General features: G+C 54.1%; 12 protein-coding genes and 1 tRNA gene. 5 read left to right on the forward strand and 8 right to left on the reverse strand.

What is annotated here, in order from left to right; genetic code table 11:
- Positions 1-16 precede the first annotated feature (16 nt).
- The 4 genes from ACESMZ_RS03220 to ACESMZ_RS03235 all read right to left on the reverse strand — a co-directional run bounded on the left by ACESMZ_RS03220 (position 17) and on the right by ACESMZ_RS03235 (position 9462).
- A complete protein-coding gene (locus tag ACESMZ_RS03220; protein ID WP_372972206.1) occupies positions 17-5353 on the reverse strand; it encodes an FtsK/SpoIIIE domain-containing protein in 5337 nt (1778 codons plus the stop codon).
- Complete coding sequence (locus ACESMZ_RS03225; protein WP_372972207.1) at positions 5350-6882, reverse strand: hypothetical protein; 1533 nt, start codon at positions 6880-6882, stop codon at positions 5350-5352. The genes ACESMZ_RS03220 and ACESMZ_RS03225 overlap by 4 nt, the downstream gene beginning before the upstream one ends.
- A complete protein-coding gene (locus ACESMZ_RS03230) occupies positions 6879-8711 on the reverse strand; it encodes a hypothetical protein (protein ID WP_372972208.1) in 1833 nt (610 codons plus the stop codon). Before ACESMZ_RS03230 ends, ACESMZ_RS03225 begins: the two co-directional genes overlap by 4 nt.
- 674 nt (positions 8712-9385) lie before the next feature.
- Positions 9386-9462 (reverse strand) — tRNA-Arg (locus ACESMZ_RS03235).
- Between the two features lie 249 nt (positions 9463-9711).
- Between ACESMZ_RS03235 and ACESMZ_RS03240 the strand changes: the two genes are divergently transcribed.
- Positions 9712-10236, forward strand: coding sequence for a DUF2244 domain-containing protein (locus tag ACESMZ_RS03240; RefSeq protein WP_372956965.1), 525 nt, complete (start codon positions 9712-9714; stop codon positions 10234-10236).
- Between the two features lies 1 nt (position 10237).
- Here ACESMZ_RS03240 and ACESMZ_RS03245 read toward each other — a convergent pair whose 3' ends face one another.
- Entirely contained in the window at positions 10238-10774 is a 537-nt protein-coding gene (locus ACESMZ_RS03245; RefSeq protein WP_372956966.1) for a YaeQ family protein, read from the reverse strand.
- Positions 10775-10935: 161 nt separating this feature from the next.
- On the opposite strand from ACESMZ_RS03245, the gene ACESMZ_RS03250 reads away from it, so the two are divergent.
- The 3 genes from ACESMZ_RS03250 (at position 10936) to ACESMZ_RS03260 (ending at position 13394) form a co-directional block, all read left to right on the forward strand.
- Positions 10936-11142 carry a bacterioferritin-associated ferredoxin gene (locus ACESMZ_RS03250; RefSeq protein ID WP_091848798.1) on the forward strand — a complete coding sequence of 69 codons (207 nt, stop codon included), beginning with the start codon at positions 10936-10938 and terminating at the stop codon, positions 11140-11142.
- Positions 11143-11340: 198 nt separating this feature from the next.
- Positions 11341-11817 (forward strand): bacterioferritin, encoded by a 477-nt coding sequence (bfr, locus tag ACESMZ_RS03255; protein ID WP_372956967.1) that lies wholly within the window; start codon positions 11341-11343, stop codon positions 11815-11817.
- Between the two features lie 221 nt (positions 11818-12038).
- On the forward strand, positions 12039-13394 hold the full coding sequence (locus ACESMZ_RS03260) for a phosphomannomutase (RefSeq protein WP_372956968.1): 1356 nt from the start codon (positions 12039-12041) through the stop codon (positions 13392-13394).
- Between the two features lie 90 nt (positions 13395-13484).
- Here ACESMZ_RS03260 and ACESMZ_RS03265 read toward each other — a convergent pair whose 3' ends face one another.
- Both ACESMZ_RS03265 and ACESMZ_RS03270 read right to left on the reverse strand, forming a co-directional pair.
- A complete protein-coding gene (locus tag ACESMZ_RS03265; protein ID WP_372956969.1) occupies positions 13485-14480 on the reverse strand; it encodes a phospholipase A in 996 nt (331 codons plus the stop codon).
- A gap of 78 nt (positions 14481-14558) precedes the next feature.
- Positions 14559-14891, reverse strand: coding sequence for a hypothetical protein (locus tag ACESMZ_RS03270; protein WP_372956970.1), 333 nt, complete (start codon positions 14889-14891; stop codon positions 14559-14561).
- Between the two features lie 167 nt (positions 14892-15058).
- On the opposite strand from ACESMZ_RS03270, the gene ACESMZ_RS03275 reads away from it, so the two are divergent.
- Complete coding sequence (locus tag ACESMZ_RS03275) at positions 15059-15475, forward strand: c-type cytochrome (protein ID WP_372956971.1); 417 nt, start codon at positions 15059-15061, stop codon at positions 15473-15475.
- 65 nt (positions 15476-15540) lie between these two features.
- Here ACESMZ_RS03275 and rep read toward each other — a convergent pair whose 3' ends face one another.
- The gene (rep, locus tag ACESMZ_RS03280; protein WP_372956972.1) at positions 15541-17559 is read right to left on the reverse strand and encodes a DNA helicase Rep; all 2019 of its coding nucleotides are present in this window, start codon (positions 17557-17559) and stop codon (positions 15541-15543) included.
- Positions 17560-17585 lie beyond the last annotated feature (26 nt).

Here is a 17585-nt window from a genome sequence, read left to right on the forward strand (position 1 = left end):
CGGGTCCATCGTTTTATTAGCGTGAACGTTGAATTATATATGCTAGCTCAGCTATCTCTTCTTCGGATGCAAAGGGAACCTGTGCAAGAATCACATGGCCTTCCCCAGAAAGCTTAGCTGCTAGATGCCCGCGGCCAAGCAGTCGTTCTGCGCCAGGCTCATCCAGCACAAGCATAGAGTTTTTCTTGTCCGCCATCTTCAAAACTAGCCGGTTTGTAAGGTTCGCTCTTAACTGCATTGGCAGAGCGTCTTTATCCGGTCGTTGCGTGATAAGCACGAGGTTGATTCCAGCTGCTCTGGCCTTTACGCCTAGACGGCTCGCATTAAGATCAACGGCATCTCTGTATTCGTTGATCATCATCCAATCTGCCAATTCGTCGTGGAACAGCCAAATCCTTGGCAGTTGTTCGGAGGGCGGAACCTTTCGATTGTAATTATCCAGTTTAGTCACACCTGCCTCAGCCAATAGACGGTTTCTGCGTTCCATTTCGGCCACAAGCTCTTCTAGCGCATGGATTGCTTCGTCTTGTTCGGTAATGAGGTCGCCATCAAGGTGCGGCATGTTGCGAAGCCAAGGAAAGTCTATCCCGGCTTTAGGGTCAATCATGCGAATACGGGCCTTGTTGGGGGAGTTGGTTGCACAAATGTCCAATAAAAGTGACTGGACTAGTACACCCTTACCGCTGCCAGTTTCACCCGCGATTAAGGTATGGGGACCGTGCGGCTGGAGTCCTCCGAACTCGTTGCCAACATTAAGGTATAGCAACTCACCATCAGACTCTTTAGCACCGAGAAGCAAGCTGGTATTCGATTCAGGTGCAGTTGGCGGGAGTTCTCTTCTTCGCCAGAGATCCCTCAGCCGCAGTATCGCCCTATGTGGTCGCTTGACCATAATGATGACCTCCATCGGAGCGGCCATCACGTTAATAACATCAACGGCGTGGGAGGTTAGCAATTCTTGGCGTTTTTTCTCGACCTTAGGAATCGTAAGATCGTCGGATCCTCTGAAGCGTATAAGCGCAGCGTTGGGTGTTAGCCTCGCTCCGAGAAGTTCGGCCGTCATGTCGTAACCGCGCAAAGCCCGCTGTAAAGCTTTTACAGTTGTGTCGAGCCAAGCTTTTGTTTCCTCATCTTCGTCCTCTGAAGCGCTGCCACCACTTACCCATTCTGCAAGTTGACGAGAAGGCCACATTTCCAACAATTGATCAGAGGTATCAGAATTGGCGGCTTCTGGCTCCTGAGCTTGCTGGGGCTGTTCGGGCTCTTCGAATGAACTGGAGCTCGGTGTATCGGGCTCGCCTGACGTTTCCGATTCAAAGTTGCTTTCGGGTTCACTAGTGCCGTTTTCAGGTTTTGTAGGCTGAGCAGGTGTGTCGGATTCTGAGGTGGTTGGTGCGGTTTCTGTCGATGCCTTTCTGGACATTAAGGCATCATCCCAAATCTCAGAGTCAGTATCGCCTTCTGTATCAGGAGCCTTGTTGATTTCGGCGAAAGCCCGGAACATTTCCGCAACGCTGGCCTTGTCAAAGACTTGCTGAGAACAGTGCGGCATTCCCTTTAAAGGAGTGGCACCGCCGGCATCAACATATTCGTCATTGTCGTGGACGAAAACATGAGAAAAGCCTGCGAGCTGTATCGGTACTCCGTCAAGCCTCACCTCATCTGACCATCTATGCAGATCCCAACCATTCATAGATGCAGGGTCAAAGGGGTCCATGCCCTCAATCATGAAATCACCGATGCGATTAAGCCATATGTCGCGATCTATGCGCGTGTGCTTCGGCTCAATGGCTCGTCCCAGGCGCGCGACTGTCTCCTCTAGTTGCTTTGCGGATTTTTTTGCCTGCGCCCGGTAACCGCCGGAGGTAACGAACTTTGCTTCTGATATGGCCACCTTTAGAACCGGCTTGCCATCGATGATGCGCGGTGCGATCGCCATAATATCGGCTATTTGCTCCTCACGCTGGCCAAACCAGGAAGCAAAATCATCCAGAAAATACCAACCTATTGGTTGATTCCGGCCGCCAAGGCTACGTTGAATTTTTTCCATCGATAACACGATACCAAGCAGTTCATTCGCATAGTGGCCATATCGAGCTGCACGCATTACGACTTGTCCGGACAATGTATTCGCTTGGTCAATCAGCTTATCAATGACAGCCTCATTGCCTTTCGTAATTGATGGATCGATCCTATCTAGGCGCTCTTTGAGAAGCACTCGCAGAAGCTTCGGCTTCGATGTTGTCGATACAACGATGTTCCGATCCATGCGCCGATCTCGTATGTGGCGAATAACCCGAACACCGTTATTGCTGAGTAGGCGCCGATCCACGAGCTCATCGAAGTTCACTACCCATTCACCGATTTTATGGGTTTGAGTGAAGATGTTGCCGATATCGCCATCGCGGAAATTTACCTCCCGGGCAGGTATAACATCACCTGGAAGAGCATTATCTCCGTTAAGAAATTCGTTGATGAGGTTAAGGTAATTTTGACCGGCTCGGGGTTGAACTGGGCAGGCCAAATAGACTGAAGTTGATGTATCCGCCAAGTTAATTGGTCGACGTCGCGACCACCTCGCGGGCACATGTGTAGTCATCTCGGGGTTTCTGTCCCCCGGAGCCCTTTTCCAAACCAATTGGGCGTTTCTGGCCACGACATCTTGCAGCGCTACAAGATCTGCGGCTCGATCAGAATCGTCATCCGGAATCTTGGCCGCATCCAAGAATCCAACCCGCAATCGAGATAGGAAGTTCCTCGCCGCCTCGCTGGCCATAACGGAGCCAGATTCTTCGCTTACAGATACATTCTGTTGCTCATATATTCGTCTGATACGTTTAGGCTCTGAGTGGGTAAGCAAAAGATCACATTGGAGCTGATTCTCTTGCTCAACCTTGCTGGAGAGTTCCGAAGCGAGGGCGCTCGGCAAGGCTTTGGATTCAGCGTTGTAAAGAACCACAGAGAAGTTACTGCGTTCGTGAGGCAGCAACTTTAGATATTGTTCTCCGACATCACTAAAGGCTTTTGCGGCAACACCTGGTTCAATATCGAGTGCATCATCACTGTGTTGAGACTTTCTTAGTGGTGGCTCAGCCAGTGTGTAATCAAACGATGTATCTGCAGCAGAAAGCAGTTGCGTTTGGTCGTGATCAAACCCAATGCAAACTTCTGGATAATAGTTTGTGCGGAGTTCCGTTTGGATTTGAGAGAAGAGGAGATCCGCGCGAAAAATATCATTCTCTTCAGCATCCAAAACATCGTTCACTAGTTTGGCTGCCTGATGTGCCTTTACGCTAATCTCAGCGAGACGTAATGGATGCCAGGGGGCAATGATCGCAGCGAGGTTGCCTGCGCCTACATTGGCGACGCCCAGCCGCAGAACTTCCTTGCATAACTTTTCGCGGGCAAGATCGTTGTTTGCCCTGTATAGAAGTGAGGCAAGTAACTCATTGTAAGCTTCAGCTTGCGTGATAAAGGCTTTTGATCCGATGCCAGCGCCTTCTTGCGTAACCCATGCACGGATTGCTGTCGAATATGCGGTTAAGAAACTATTGAAACGTGTCTGTATCTCCTCAACACTGACTAGCCCCAATAGGTTCGATAATTCAGTTAACTGTTCTCGAAAATATGCACTTCGATCGCCGCTACTACTATTCGGGGCAACAAGCTTACCCGTGTTTGAGTTTGAGACATCGCGAATTGTGTTGATGTCGTTTAAATCGATCCGCTGTATGCTTCCCTTGGCGCTCACTGATTGCCTGGTGATATCCGCCGTGGGTAACAAAGCATATTGTTCCGTCTCGTTTGCGACGCTCAAAAGGTCTTCAGGCAGTGCTGTCGCAATAGCGTCGACCGGCATTTCCCAATGAAACACCAGTTTTGTATTAGCGCCTTCAGGATCAAGGACAACTTCGAATTTAATTGAGCGAGCTTCTTTAGAGCCGGAATTAGATTTGGCGAGATCTGATTCGACGCGTGGAAAGTAAAACTCCTCTAGCTTTCCGAAATCAACTTCAACTTTTTCTCCCAGGATTGCTTCCAGGCCGCGGTATCGGAATGCGAAGTAGCGTGCGACTTTGGGATTTTTCGTACGCCAAAAACTCTTCTCTCTACTGCTAGGGATACGAACGGTTAGTTTCTTCTCTTTCAGTTCCTCGTCATTAACCCGACGACGTAAGCTGTCCAATGTTTCAATTAGTCCCACTAAGAAATCTTGGTAGGTTTGTGGGTTACGATAAACATAGCGCTCCCACTTGCCAGACAGTTTTTTGTCTCTAGCCAGGTGCTCCCGATGCGTCTCGAAAAAGGCCTGTAGGTCTTCTGAGGGATCTTTCGGGAAAGAACTCGCAAGAAGCTCACGCTCCTCCTCTTCAAGCAGGTCATCGAATTCGTCGTCAAAGAATTTAATTGTTTCTTCACCGAGGGGCTGAGAGGAGCTTTTATTTACACCTTCAAAAAGCTCAGAGATCGATCTCCAATCTAAATTCACCAAGCTTTCCTGTGAGGGTGACCAGCTATCAATTCGTAAGTCAGAATCGAGGAATGCTTTAATCACCTCTTGTTCTGATGCTTCGAGGCGATCAGAAATTTCTTCAAAATTAGTGCGGAGATGCTCGCGAGGAATTGGCTCGCCTTTTTCCGTTTCTTGTACCAGCAGAGGGCGGACTTTAGTGTGGAGGCCTCTGAATATCTTGCTCCATTCACCAGTGTTGTCTCGCTTTTTCTCCGGGATGCGGTCAAAGTAGCCCGAAAACTTGGGCAGTTTCAGGCTAGGCAGCGCGTTATCAACAGCCTTTTGCAGGGGGAGGCCATCCGCGGTGATTCCGCGAGCAATCGAAAGCACGAAATCTGCAAACGTTTCAATTGTGCGAGCAGCGTGAGATTGATTCGCTGCCTTCAGGGCGGTAATTAGATGTTCCCTTTTGGTTTCATCTAGATAGGCAGAGGTTAATCCTGCCTGATCGATCCAGGCTGCGTAGCGACTTCGAAGCGTATCAGTCTCGATCTTGGTGACCTTCTCAACACTTTTGTCGTTGCGTTGGAGCTCTTCTTGCGAGGCAGCAAAGAGAACAGCTCGGAATTCATTCGGCAGCCGACAGTGGCGCCAGTGAGTAATGGACTGGTTACTTCTCGCAGAATCGGGAAGGTCGTCGTTTGGGTCGAATAGATTAGCTATCCGGACCAAGACAGTTGATGCGGTGGTGGGCTCGGATAGCACCGACTGTGCGATAGAGCGAATGATTGAAGGTTCCAATCCGAGCATACAAAAACGCATCGAACCATCCGCCTCTTGGTCGAGCTGAGCCCGAATGAAATCTTGAGCGACGGCCGAGATTAGTTCGTTTCGTGTCATTTGTTGCTCCTAAAAGGGTTCTCGACATAGGCGCAATCATCAGAGAGGCGGCGTAGCAACCCCAGAGTCCTTAAGCGTTGTTCCAAGCGTTGGGTATTTTGTAAAAAAGCATTTTGATCGGTAGGCAGTGTTCCGAAAGCTCTTTCTGCCTCATTCGGGCCGATTATTAACCGGAATTTTTCATAGAGTTTGGAAAGAAAGCGGTGATATTCCTCTCGTCCCTCGTCCACAACGCACATGACAAGAGCTTTAAGTAGAGAATCATCGGGTGAGTACCAGGTTCCAGACCCTCTACGCGATACTGCCAACCCAATTTGTTTCGCCCATTCCAGGTGGACCTTTCCAACGTGTTGTTGGTGACGGCTTTCTGCGTATTCCCTTAAGGCTTCAAATATAGTCTCTGGGTCACCGGAAGGGATGCCGTCGGCAGGCTGCCAATCGTATCGCTGAGCGAGATATTCCCGCACTGCGTCAGCAGGATCTCTTGCCTGCAAAGCCTCATGCCATCGCTCATCGTTTTTAGCTGCCTCGATATAAGCGCGCACAGCCCTTGTGGGTAGCATTCTGTTCGCCCCGAAGTTCTCTTTTGAAAGTTCGAACAGTGTTGTTCTCTTTGGAGAAGCTATCTCCAGAACGAACTTCGGTTCGCTGGAATCTCCAACTTCCTCATTCGCTCTTCTAAGCATGTAAATGAGCATGTGAAGAGATGAGAGGCGCATCAAAGGATCAAGTAGGGCCTCACCTGTGAGATCTAAATTAAGTAGCGTCAGCCAAGTCTGAGAAAGATCGCCGTACTCCCTTCGTTTGGCGAAAGGTAGATACCCGATCGTGCTTGATACGGGATTCGAGTCGATTCTGTATCCTTCAGGGAGTAAGGCTCGAACGACACGGTTCCATGTTTCGTCGTGGCGTAGCAGTTTTTGAGAAATTAGATTAGCGAGAAGCTCGCCGTTGCCACTGCGATTGAGCATGAGGTAAAGAAGTTCGCCGCTCCTAGCAAAGAAGCGCCTGTCTGGGCTGTTATTGGCGTTTGCAGGCAAGTCAGCGTAAAGGCAGTTCGGGCCATAAGGAAAAAGAAAGCGTGACGTCCATCTGCGCTTCCGATGTGGCTCGACTGCAGTTGTTTGAAAAAGCTCAACCACTCGGGAGAGACGAGCAAACGAGCCAAAACGATCTTGGAGATACCTGAAGTCGTCGTCAGAAGAAAACGCTTTGAACCATTCCTTCCATCGCTCCGGGTCGGTTTGATAGCTGTCTTCGACAAACCGAAGGTGTGGGTTGTTAAAGATTAGCTGCCTGAGAGGAAGGAGTCGTGGAATGTGGTACGTAAAGGCTTCATGAGCATCCTCTCCCCAGTGTTCCTTCAGAGCCTTTGCCTGCTCCTGGCGGGATTGAAATATTGCTAGGAACTCTAAAAATACGAGCCAGGGCGTTTGGTCGTTGTACAGGCGATGGCCCCATATAGCTTCATCAACCCACACATTGACATCTTTTCTGTATTTCGCCGGAGCCTCAAGGCGTGCCTTCATGAGTCTAGCCTTATTCGAATATTTTCGGGGTGCACTCGCCCTTCGTTATCTACAGTAAGAGCCTCTAAGTTTATCTCGTCGCGAGTTGGTTCTTCGCCAATCAACCCGTCTAAGCGGGTTATGAGTCTGAGCTTGAAGTCCAAAAAATCTTCGTTGCATTGCCGAGAAAAGCTGGCGGGCAAGCTCCCACTTGCTACTCTCACCAAGTACTCGAAATGGGTAAGCTGAAGGGTTAGAGTGTCAATAATGCCGTCGCCATCTGCCGCAGGATCAACTATCTGCATGCAAGGCGTTGCGTCATCTTTATCTAAAACAAAGCTAAGATATGGATCTCTTCTGTGCCTCGATGTCGGCAAATCGTAGTTTAGAAGGGAAGCAATTCTGCCGCGGCCATCTCCGCCAGAGGAGGCAAGATAGAGCTTGGTCCCTTCATCAATCATCATCCCGCAAAATGTTCTATTGAGTCCGCGGACCAACAGTTCTTCTGTTCGGGACGTGTCACCATCGTCTTTCAAGCCCTCAACAAACTCTAAAAATTGGCCAGAAGCCTGGTAGACGGTCAAGCGCCAGGGATCTAGGGGGCTGGTGGAGGGAAGTGAGAAAAAAAGCCTTTGTCTCTGCCGTGAAAGCGCCTGCATAAATTCTTCTATATCGTCGCGGGCTCCTTCCAGATAGTCCTGCAAATATCGTTTGTAGGCTGCAGCTCCATAATAGATGTCATTGGATACGAATTGGGTGTACGCATCTGAGCCACTATATGGTCCGTAAATCAATAGGTTATCAAATTTGTTGTCGGTTTCGCGCCCAATGCCGAAGGCTTCGAGGATGTTGAAAACTTGGTATTGTTGTCTCTGCCGCTCAGGAAGGTTCATGCCGAAGACGTTGGCATAAGGGTTGGTTAAGCGATAATCCTCTTTTTCTGCGCGATTCTTGGCCGAGCGGCATGTTAAGAGAATGCGGCCACTCTGCCGGTCCCCTAGAAGAATATTGACGCTAAGAAGTAGAAGGTCACGGATTGGCACGTGCATGCGGTTGGCCCGAGCCAGAGTCATCAACTCTCCAAGTCTTTTGCGAAATACCGCTCCGTCACCGCTTTTACGGATTCGTTCGCGATTTAGCCGAATTGGGCAAGTTGTCGAACCGTCGTCACCTAATAAGTCACAGCCTTCGCAGTTTGACCATTGGGGGTGCTCAACAATTTGTTCTATGATTTCGTGGAAGTGATTTGAAGCGTCTAGGCGGCTGAGATTAAAAAGGTAGAGGTTCAATGACTCGTCTTCAATTCGCTCCTCTACCAGCATATCCTCCACAGTCTTGAATATCCGATGCTCTTGCTCCCCTTGGTTATCTGACCAATCACGCCAGCTTGCGAGAAGTTGGCCATCGTTAGCAGCGACAAGATATACATTCTCAGCAGATGCGTCTGTTACCGCACCTGCAAGCCCGCTGAGGACATTTGTTTTCTCATCCTGAGTAAGCTCGCTCAAGTCTTTCACGATGATCAGTGTTTTTCTAGATACAGGGAGCGTTAACGAAACGACCTTTTCGCCTGCATTCCAATGACCTGGGTCACCACCAAAAGCAATCCAAATTTGCCGACAATGGAACGTTTTGCCATCGCCTGCAGTCCCCGTAAGAACGACGTTCCGGGGCTCGGCAGATTCAAAATTTTCCTTAACCTCTTCCAGCTTCGCAGGACTGATGTGAATCACGGGATCAATTTCATGACGCTCGATTTCCGCCTGGATCAGCTCGTCGTACATGTTGTCCCCAGCCGGGATTGGACCGTAATGGCGAAGGAAGGAAATCAGGCCATTTGATTGGCTCATCGCTGCGGACTCCCTGTGCGGCAGTAGTTGCTGAGATAGAAAGCTGACGATGTGATGTGGAACTGAGGCGATTGGAGATGCGAAAGTGATTGGATAATTGTCTTATTTTTAACGATCACTTCATTCTCTCCCTGACAGCAATGCTAGGGTTCAACCCTTACGCAAAATTACAGCTATTCCAAAATCAAGACGTTAGTGATGAATACGTTAAAAGTCCAGAGCTTCAGCTCTCTTCATTGCGCTAGTTGGTGAATGGTGGCCCGGGTATGTGAAGGCATTGCCTTCTGTGACTCTAGCTTGCGACCAAGGTCCATCGATCTGTAATCGTGAAATCTAGTTTTAAAGGACGTGAAGGGGGGCAATTCGCTGATCGAGAAAGCTGATGGAGCGAGCGAGATTCTGGCGACTCGGATCGTCAGTGTTTTGTGTCCAGACTGGGATGATACGTTCTTCGTGCAATGGTCAAAGTTTTCAGCTCTCGAAATGTCGACCTAAAGTCGTGGACACACAGTGGACACAATTTGGACACATGCTCAATTTCGTGTGCCAGACAAGGCAATTATGAAAGCAGGGCAGAGGTCATTACCCTTTTCGAAGCTTGAGCGATTGCAGTTTCGCGAAACAACTATAGAAGGTAAGATTGAGGAGCTTAACGTGTTGATTCGCCATGAAAATGGCCCGCCCGTCAGGATTCGAACCTGAGACCTTCGCCTCCGGAGGGCGACGCTCTATCCAGCTGAGCTACGGGCGGATTTCAACAAGTTTGGCATGTTTGACCGTTGCCTTCGGTTCCGGATTTTTTCTTCGACCCTTGCCTCCGGAGGGCAGCGCTCTATCCAGCTGAGCTACGGGCGGATTCAAATTCACCGGTTGCCGGTGATTTCGAGTGCGCAATCTTACGTGGGCAGACGGAATCTGTCCAGCCCTCCCTGAGCCTCTCTTTTGATGTCAGTTGCCGGTCTTTGCCTATACTTGATAAAAGGCAATTTGGCGTTCGTGGATGAGTGAGCTTCCGATGATCGAACGGCTGGCAGACAATGACGGTATCCGCTACCGGCTGACCCCCAACCGGTCCATCAGCTGGCCCGGCCTGGTGCGGGTGTGGCTGGGACTGTCGGTGGTGACCGGTTGCGTGGTGGCCGGCTGGACCCTGGCGGGGGTCTGGATGGTCATTCCCTTTGCCGGACTGGAGCTCACAGCCGTCGGGGCCGGCCTGTGGTATACCGCCCGCAAATGTGCCCGCCAGGAAGTGATCACTTTCGGACCTTCCACCATTGTCCTGGAAAAGGGCCACCAGCGCCGGGAGCACCACTGGCAATGGCCACGCCCGGCGGTGAGGATCCAGCTGGACCCGGAACCCCATCCCTGGATGCGTGAGCAGGTGTGGCTTTGTTCCGGGGGCGAGGAAATTCCCCTGGCTGACTTCCTGAATCCCCGGGAGTCGCGGGAGCTGGTCACCGTCCTGCAAAGTCAGGGGTTGCCTGTCAGCCGGCGAGCCCGGGAGTTTGTGGGAATCTGGTTCTGACCTACAAACGCACTTCCGGCGTCAGACTGATCACGGTGGTACCATCGCCCACGGTCACTTCACCATCCTGGATATTGACCTGCAGGTTCATGGTGCGGTCGGCCAGTTCAGCCAGGGCGGCGGTATCGTCCTGCGCCAACGCGATGACCGACAGGTTTTCGTGTCGCTCCAGGCGGTTGTGGTGTTTATCCCACCACACCGGCAGTGCCCGCCCGCCGTAACCATAGATCGTCACCCTGTCTGCCCGGTTGCAGGCCTTGCGTACGCGGTCCTCCTCGGGCAGGCCTACCTCTACCCAGTGTTCGATGTGCCCGGTCAGGTCCTTCTGCCATAAGTCTGGCTCGTCATCAGTGCTGAGACCACGGGTGAACTCCAGGGCATCGTTGGCGTGCAGGGCAAAGGCCAGCAATCGCACCATCATGCGCTCGTCTGTCTCGGAAGGATGCCGGGCGATGGTGACGTGATGGTCGGCGTAGTAGTGGCGATCCATGTCGGCGATGTTAAGGGTCGCTTTGAACACGGTGGCTTTCAGGGCCATGGTTGCTCCGTGGTTTGTCCATGGGGAGGAGGCAAGTGTAGCGGATTTTGCTGACCCGCTGTTGTGTGATTTTTTGTACAGAACCGATTAAACGGGTTGCAATCACGCCTGCGAATAACAATAATTATCACTAAGTTTGATTGGGACGAGAGATTTCTCCTATGTACGTCTGCCTCTGCACTGGTGTTACCGACCGTGAAATCCGTGAAGCTGCGGAGAACGGTGTCAGTTCCATGCGTCAGCTTGGCAAGGAGCTTGGTGTCGGGCGCCAGTGTGGGCGTTGCGCCTGTACCGCCAGGGAAATTCTGCGTGAGTCCCGCTCTTCTGATTACCTGGCCCTGGCCAACCTGCTCGCCCAGCCCGCCTGACCGGGAAACCATCCCGGCCAGCGCCGCTGTCAATGACCTCTGTCAAACGTAAACCATTCTCTTGCGCGATTTTTTCTTGGCGGATTACGGTCTATCCTTGAGGCATCTGCTGTAGCAACGCAGCGGTTCAGTTGAGATGCGACGCCCGGTCAGACGGTCGTCAGCCTGAATGAGAGACAACCAGAGGAGGCCCTGGCCGTGAAAGGTGACAAGAAGGTTATCCAGTTTCTGAACAAGGTGCTGGCCAATGAGCTGACCGCCATTAACCAGTACTTCCTGCATTCGCGCATGTACAAGGACTGGGGCATCACCAAGTTGGCGGACAAGGAGTACGAAGAGTCCATTGACGAGATGAAGCATGCCGACCAGCTCATTGAGCGCATTCTGTTCCTGGAAGGCCTGCCGAATCTGCAGGACCTGAACAAGCTGCTGATTGGTGAGAATGTCCAGGAAATGATCGAGTGTGACCTCAAGCTGGAGATGACTGCCCACTCTGATCTCAAGGAAGCCATCCTCTATTGCGAGGATGTGAAGGACTACTCCAGCCGTGAGCTGTTCCGCAGCATCCTCGACAGTGAGGAAGAACATATCGACTGGCTGGAAACCCAACTGGAAATGATCGGCCAGATGGGTATTCAGAATTACATTCAGCTGCAGTCCGGCGCCGCGGAATAATCGCGGCCCTGCACTGAATCCGGGCATGGCCGGCCGGCCATGCCCTTGTCCGGGACCCGGCCCTGTTAAGGCCGGGTTTCTTTTTGGTCATTTTTCCGTTCGGAACTGCAGTTGTCATCGGCAAATGGCTAGAATGGGCCCGGTTGTTGCCTGATACCGGGGTGTAACCCCAATGGACGCCCCGAACCTGATACCGCAGACCAACCGGGAGAATCTTTGCCATGGACCTGTCCTGCTTTAAAGCCTATGACCTGCGTGGCCGCGTGCCGGACCAGCTTAATCCGAACCTGGCCGAGCGCATTGGCCGTGCCTATGTGGAAGTGACCGGTGCCCGCAAGGTGATTGTCGGCTACGACATCCGGCTGTCCAGCCCTGAAATCGCGGATGCGTTGAGTTCCGGGCTGATGGCCGCTGGCGCCGATGTGTTCGATATCGGGCTGGGTGGTACCGAGCACGTCTATTTCGCCACCAGTCATTTCGGCATGGACGGGGGCATCATGGTAACGGCCAGCCACAACCCCCGGGACCATAATGGTATGAAAATGGTGGGTCCGGAGTCCCGGCCCATCAGCTCCGATAACGGCCTCAACGATATCCGCGACCGGGTTCCGGAACCCTTTGAAGACGCCCCCCGACAGGGTAAATATGAAACCCTGGAAGTCATGGCCCCTTATGTGGACCACCTGCTCGGGTACATCGATGCAACCGCGCTAAAACCCATGAAAATCGTGGTCAACGCCGGCAATGGCGGGGCCGGGCTGGTGATCGATGCCCTCGAACAACACCTGCCTTTCGAGTTTATCAAGGTCCATCATGAGCCGGACGGCCATTTCCCGAACGGGGTGCCCAACCCGATCCTGCCGGAAAACCGCGCCGCGACGGCGGAGGCGGTACTGGAGCACCAGGCGGCTATGGGCATTGCCTGGGATGGTGACTTTGACCGCTGTTTCTTCTTTGACGAAACCGGTCGTTTCATTGAGGGCTATTACATTGTCGGCCTGCTGGCGGATCAGTTCCTGCGCAAGACCGGCGGTGGCAAGGTCATCCACGACCCGCGCCTGACCTGGAATACTCTGGACCTGGTCCGGGCCGCCGGCGGTGAGCCGGTGGAAAGCAAGACCGGCCACGCCTTTATCAAGCAGCGGATGCGGGACGAAGACGCCGTATATGGTGGCGAGATGAGTGCCCACCACTATTTCCGGGACTTCGCCTACTGCGACAGTGGCATGATCCCCTGGCTGCTGGTGGCCGAGCGCCTGTGCCAGTCCGGGCAGACCCTGTCGTCACTGATTGATGCCCGGATCGAGGCCTACCCGGCCAGTGGCGAGATCAACCGGACCATCGATAATCCACCCAGGGTTATCAAGGCCATCGAGGAAACCTACGGTGCCAAGGCCAATGCAATCAGTCATGTCGATGGCCTCAGTGTGGAGTTCGATGACTGGCGCTTCAACCTGCGCATGTCCAACACCGAGCCGGTGGTTCGACTAAACGTGGAGTCACGGGGCGACAAGGCCCTGATGGAAGAGAAAACCGCTGAGTTACTGAACGAGATGGAGCGGCTTAACCAGGCCTGATGGCCGGGTGAGGTCTATGCGGCATAGGTATACGGCACAGGCACGACCAGCTGGTCGTCCCTGTGCGTTTGTCAGCCGCAAAACCGGAAGTTACAGCCAGTCGTTCAGCATGATGCCGATACCGATACGGTGCATCCGCTCGTTGTAGTCGATCAGACTCTCGCCGTAGCCGTTGTAATACTGCACGAAGCCCTTGAGGGTGTCGCCCATGGGGAAGCTGTAACCCAGCTCTACCGAGGTGCGATTATCGTCTGACCGCAGGTTGTTCATCAGTTTGGTGGACAGGACGTGGTCATCGTTCCATTTGTAGACAGCAATGTACTCCGCATAGCCGAGGTACTCCTCGATATCCGGGTTGTCGTCATCGCTGTCCTTTTCCGGCAGGCGATACCAGGGGTTCACCATGAACAGCCAGCGATTGTAGGTATAGGAGACGCTGCCCTTGATGCGGTTCCAGCTGCGGGAGCGGGGTTCGGACTGCCCGTTGGATTGGTGGACCAGGCCAATGGCAGCTGTATTCAGCTCTCCCGGGCCGAAATCCCAGCCTAGACGCTGCCGCAGGAAGATTTCCGGTTCGTAGTTGGTCTCCCGGAAAGGAGCAGACTCCTTGGTGTTGAATACCTGCCAGAACGATTTCTGGGTATAGCCGAACCAGAGCGTCGTACGTTCGTCGAGCACGCCGGTCAGCAACGGCACCCTGAAGCTGATCTGATACTTGGCCTCTTCGTTATACAGGTTGGCGTCGTAGTCCGATACCCCCAGCCGTGGGCTAACGGGGTTCTGGTTGGGGCTTTCCACATAGGTGTAGGGCAGGATATAGGTGGGCTGATAAGGGACGAAACCGCCGATCAGTGAACCGATCAGGCGCTCCTTGGCCTCATATTCCTCGATTTCCTGCTCCATCGCCCGGTCGTCCGAGCTCTGTTCTCCGGACTGCTCGACCTCCTCGCCAACCTCGTCCGCGAGTGCCTCCACTTCTTCCCGGGTGATCTCCTCGTCCGTGTCGTCCTGCGCCTGGGCGCCCGCCTGTAGCGGTATCAACACGCCGGCGCAGACGGTCAGGATCAGTGGGTTCCATACTCTCATAGGCGGTCCTTTTGTGGTCAACAGGCCATGATGGGCTAACTGGCGTGACATCATCATTGCAGAAGCATTAACCGCTGCTCACCCCGGCAGGCTTTGCCAGGTCTGGGCAATGGCATAGGCCCACACGCCCAGCAGTGTCAACGCCAGCAGGCCGAAGAGAATCTTTTGCCGGCGGCTCTGGCCAGCTTCTGCCGAGGCGACCCATCGAAGGTACATCAGCCCCAGGAACGAAAGGAAAACAACCAGGCTGGCGCCAGCGGGAATCAGCAGCCAGGCCGGATCAACCTGTCCGCCACCACTGGCCTGGCCAAGCATCGCCATGGACCCGACCAGTATCGCCAGGGCAATGAATTCCGCAGCCAGCAGCGGCTTGCGCCAGGGGTGGGTATTCTGTGAAGGTTTGCCGGTCATTGCGTCCTCGGCCGGTGGGTGAAACAGGAACTGCCCTATCTTAGCGGTTTGTTGGTTTTTTTGCCCGGCTCCACCCGCTATAATGCGCCCACATACAATTGGGGAGCCTTCGGATCCGTCAACACCCCTGGTTCCCGGAATGCTCTGATGAGAGGTGCATTGTGAAAATGATGAGAGTCCTGGCGGCCGCACTGGTTGCATTCGGTCTGACGGCGGCAAGCGCTGTTGCAAGTGTTGAAGATCAGATCCGTGAGCGTATCGCCCCGGTGGGCAAGGTCTGCCTGCAGGGTGAGGAGTGCGGTTCCGCTGCCGCGGCTTCATCGGAGGAATCAAGTGACGGCCCCCGCGCCGGTGACGTGGTATACGAGTCCGCCTGCACCGCCTGCCATGCTACCGGCGCGGCGGGTGCCCCCATTCTGGGTGATGCGGATGCCTGGAGCGACCGAATCGACAAGGGCATGGAGACTCTCGTGGACCACGCCATCAATGGCTTCCAGGGCATGCCTGCCAAAGGCGGATGCAGCAGCTGTTCCGATGAGGAAATCGAAGCTGCGGTAGAGCATATGGTAGACGCGGTTAATTGATGCAGAAAGGCCGGCTCGCGTTTGGCGGGCCGGCCTTTTCTTCTCTTCCCCTGTCCTGCAACTCGTCAGCTACCCAGGTCCCCCAGGAGAGCGCTGAGAGTCGCCTTGCCTTTCTGCTGATTGGCTTCCTGATCCAGGTCACCGGTTCCTTCCCATTTCACGTCGCCCTCCGGCAGTTCGTCCAGGAAGCGGCTGGGTATGGTCTCCAGCTTTTCGCCATACTGGCGGCGTTGCGCCGCGAAAGTCAGTGTCAGGGTCTCCCGGGCCCGGGTAATGCCCACGTACATCAGTCGCCGTTCTTCCTCGATATTGCCTTCCTCGATACTGGAGCGGTGAGGCAGGATTTCCTCTTCCAGGCCCATGATGAACACGTGTGGGAACTCCAGACCCTTTGAGGCATGCAGGGTCAGCAGTTGCACCTTGTCGCTGTCGTCCTCTTCTTCCTGCTGCTCCATCAGGTCTCTGAGTATCAGTCGGCTGATGGCGTCTTCAATGGTGGTCTCGTTGGCGGTGCCCTTGTCGTCGTCCAGCATGCGCTGGATGGAATCCACCAGGTACCAGATGTTCTCCATCCGGCGTTCTGCCTGCTTGGGGCTGCTGGCGTGCTGGTGCAGCCACTCTTCATACTCGATATCGGTGAACAGTTGCTTGAGTACCGGCACCGGGTCTTCTTCATGAAGGCGACGACAGGTGCCTTCCACCCAGTGGCGAAAACGGCGCAGCCGGTCCAGGCCCTTCTCGGTAACATGGGTCTCCACGCCCATTTCGTCCAGGGCCCGGTGCAGGCTGATGTCCCGGGCGCGGGAGTAGTGGCTCAGTTGTTCCAGGGTGCGGGGGCCGATTTCCCGCCGGGGTACGTTGACCACCCGCAGGAAGGCGGCGTCATCGTCCGGGTTGATCAGCAGGCGCAGGTAGGCCATGGCGTCCCGTATCTCGTTCTTCGAGAAAAACGACTGGCCACCGGAAATCCGGTAGGGAATCTGGAAGGCCTGCAGTTTCATTTCCAGCAGCCGGGCCTGGTGGTTACCGCGGTAGAGCACGGCAAAGTCCCGGAACTGCAGACCCTTCTTGAGCTTCTGGTCAATGATCTCTGATGCTATCCGGTGGGACTCGGCGTCCTCGTTGCGGCAACGCACAATGCGCAGTTCATCACCGATGGTGTGGTCGCTCCACAGGGCCTTCTCAAATACGTGGGGGTTGTTGGCGATCACTTCATTGGCGCAACGCAGGATACGGGCGGTGGACCGGTAGTTCTGTTCCAGCTTGACGATCTTCAGGCTGGGGAAATCCGCTTTCAGCTGCACCAGGTTCTCCGGCCGGGCCCCCCGCCAGGCATAGATGGACTGGTCATCGTCCCCCACCACGGTAAACGCCGCCCGTTCCGCCACCAGCAGTTTGACCAGTTCGTACTGGCACAGGTTGGTGTCCTGGTATTCATCCACCAGCATATAGCGGATCTTGCGGCGCCACTTGGCCAGGGCTTCCGGCACGGTGCGGAATAACTGTACCGGCAGCAGGATCAGGTCATCGAAGTCCACCGCATTATAGGCCTTGAGGTACTGCTGGTAGCGCTTGTAGATCAGGGCAATGCGCTGTTCCCGCTCGTCGGCTGCCCGGCTCCAGGCGTCCTCCGGGCCCTTCATGTCATTCTTCCAGGCGGAGATGGTGTGCTGGATGTCCGACAGTTCATCACCGGCGTCGGCGCTGGCTTCCCGCAGCATCAAGTCCTGCAGCAGGGCCTTGGCGTCTTCTGCGTCGAAGATGGAAAAGCCCGGGTGGTAGCCCAGGTGGGCCAGCTCCTCACGGATGATGTGCATGCCCAGGTTATGGAAGGTGGAGACTGTAAGCCCCCGGGTCTGCTTGCGGTCTACCAGCTTGCCCACGCGTTCTTTCATCTCCCGCGCGGCCTTGTTGGTGAAGGTCACTGCGGCAATGTGTCGCCCCGGGATGCCGGCCTGCTCGATCAGGTAGGCGATCTTGCGGGTAATCACGCTGGTCTTGCCACTACCGGCCCCCGCGAGTACCAGCAGGGGGCCGTCGATGTAATGCACGGCTTCGCGTTGACGGGGGTTAAGTTGTGACACAGTTCACCTGATGCGGGATTCGGCAG

It is taken from the genome of Marinobacter sp. (assembly GCF_041690615.1).
GTDB lineage: Bacteria > Pseudomonadota > Gammaproteobacteria > Pseudomonadales > Oleiphilaceae > Marinobacter.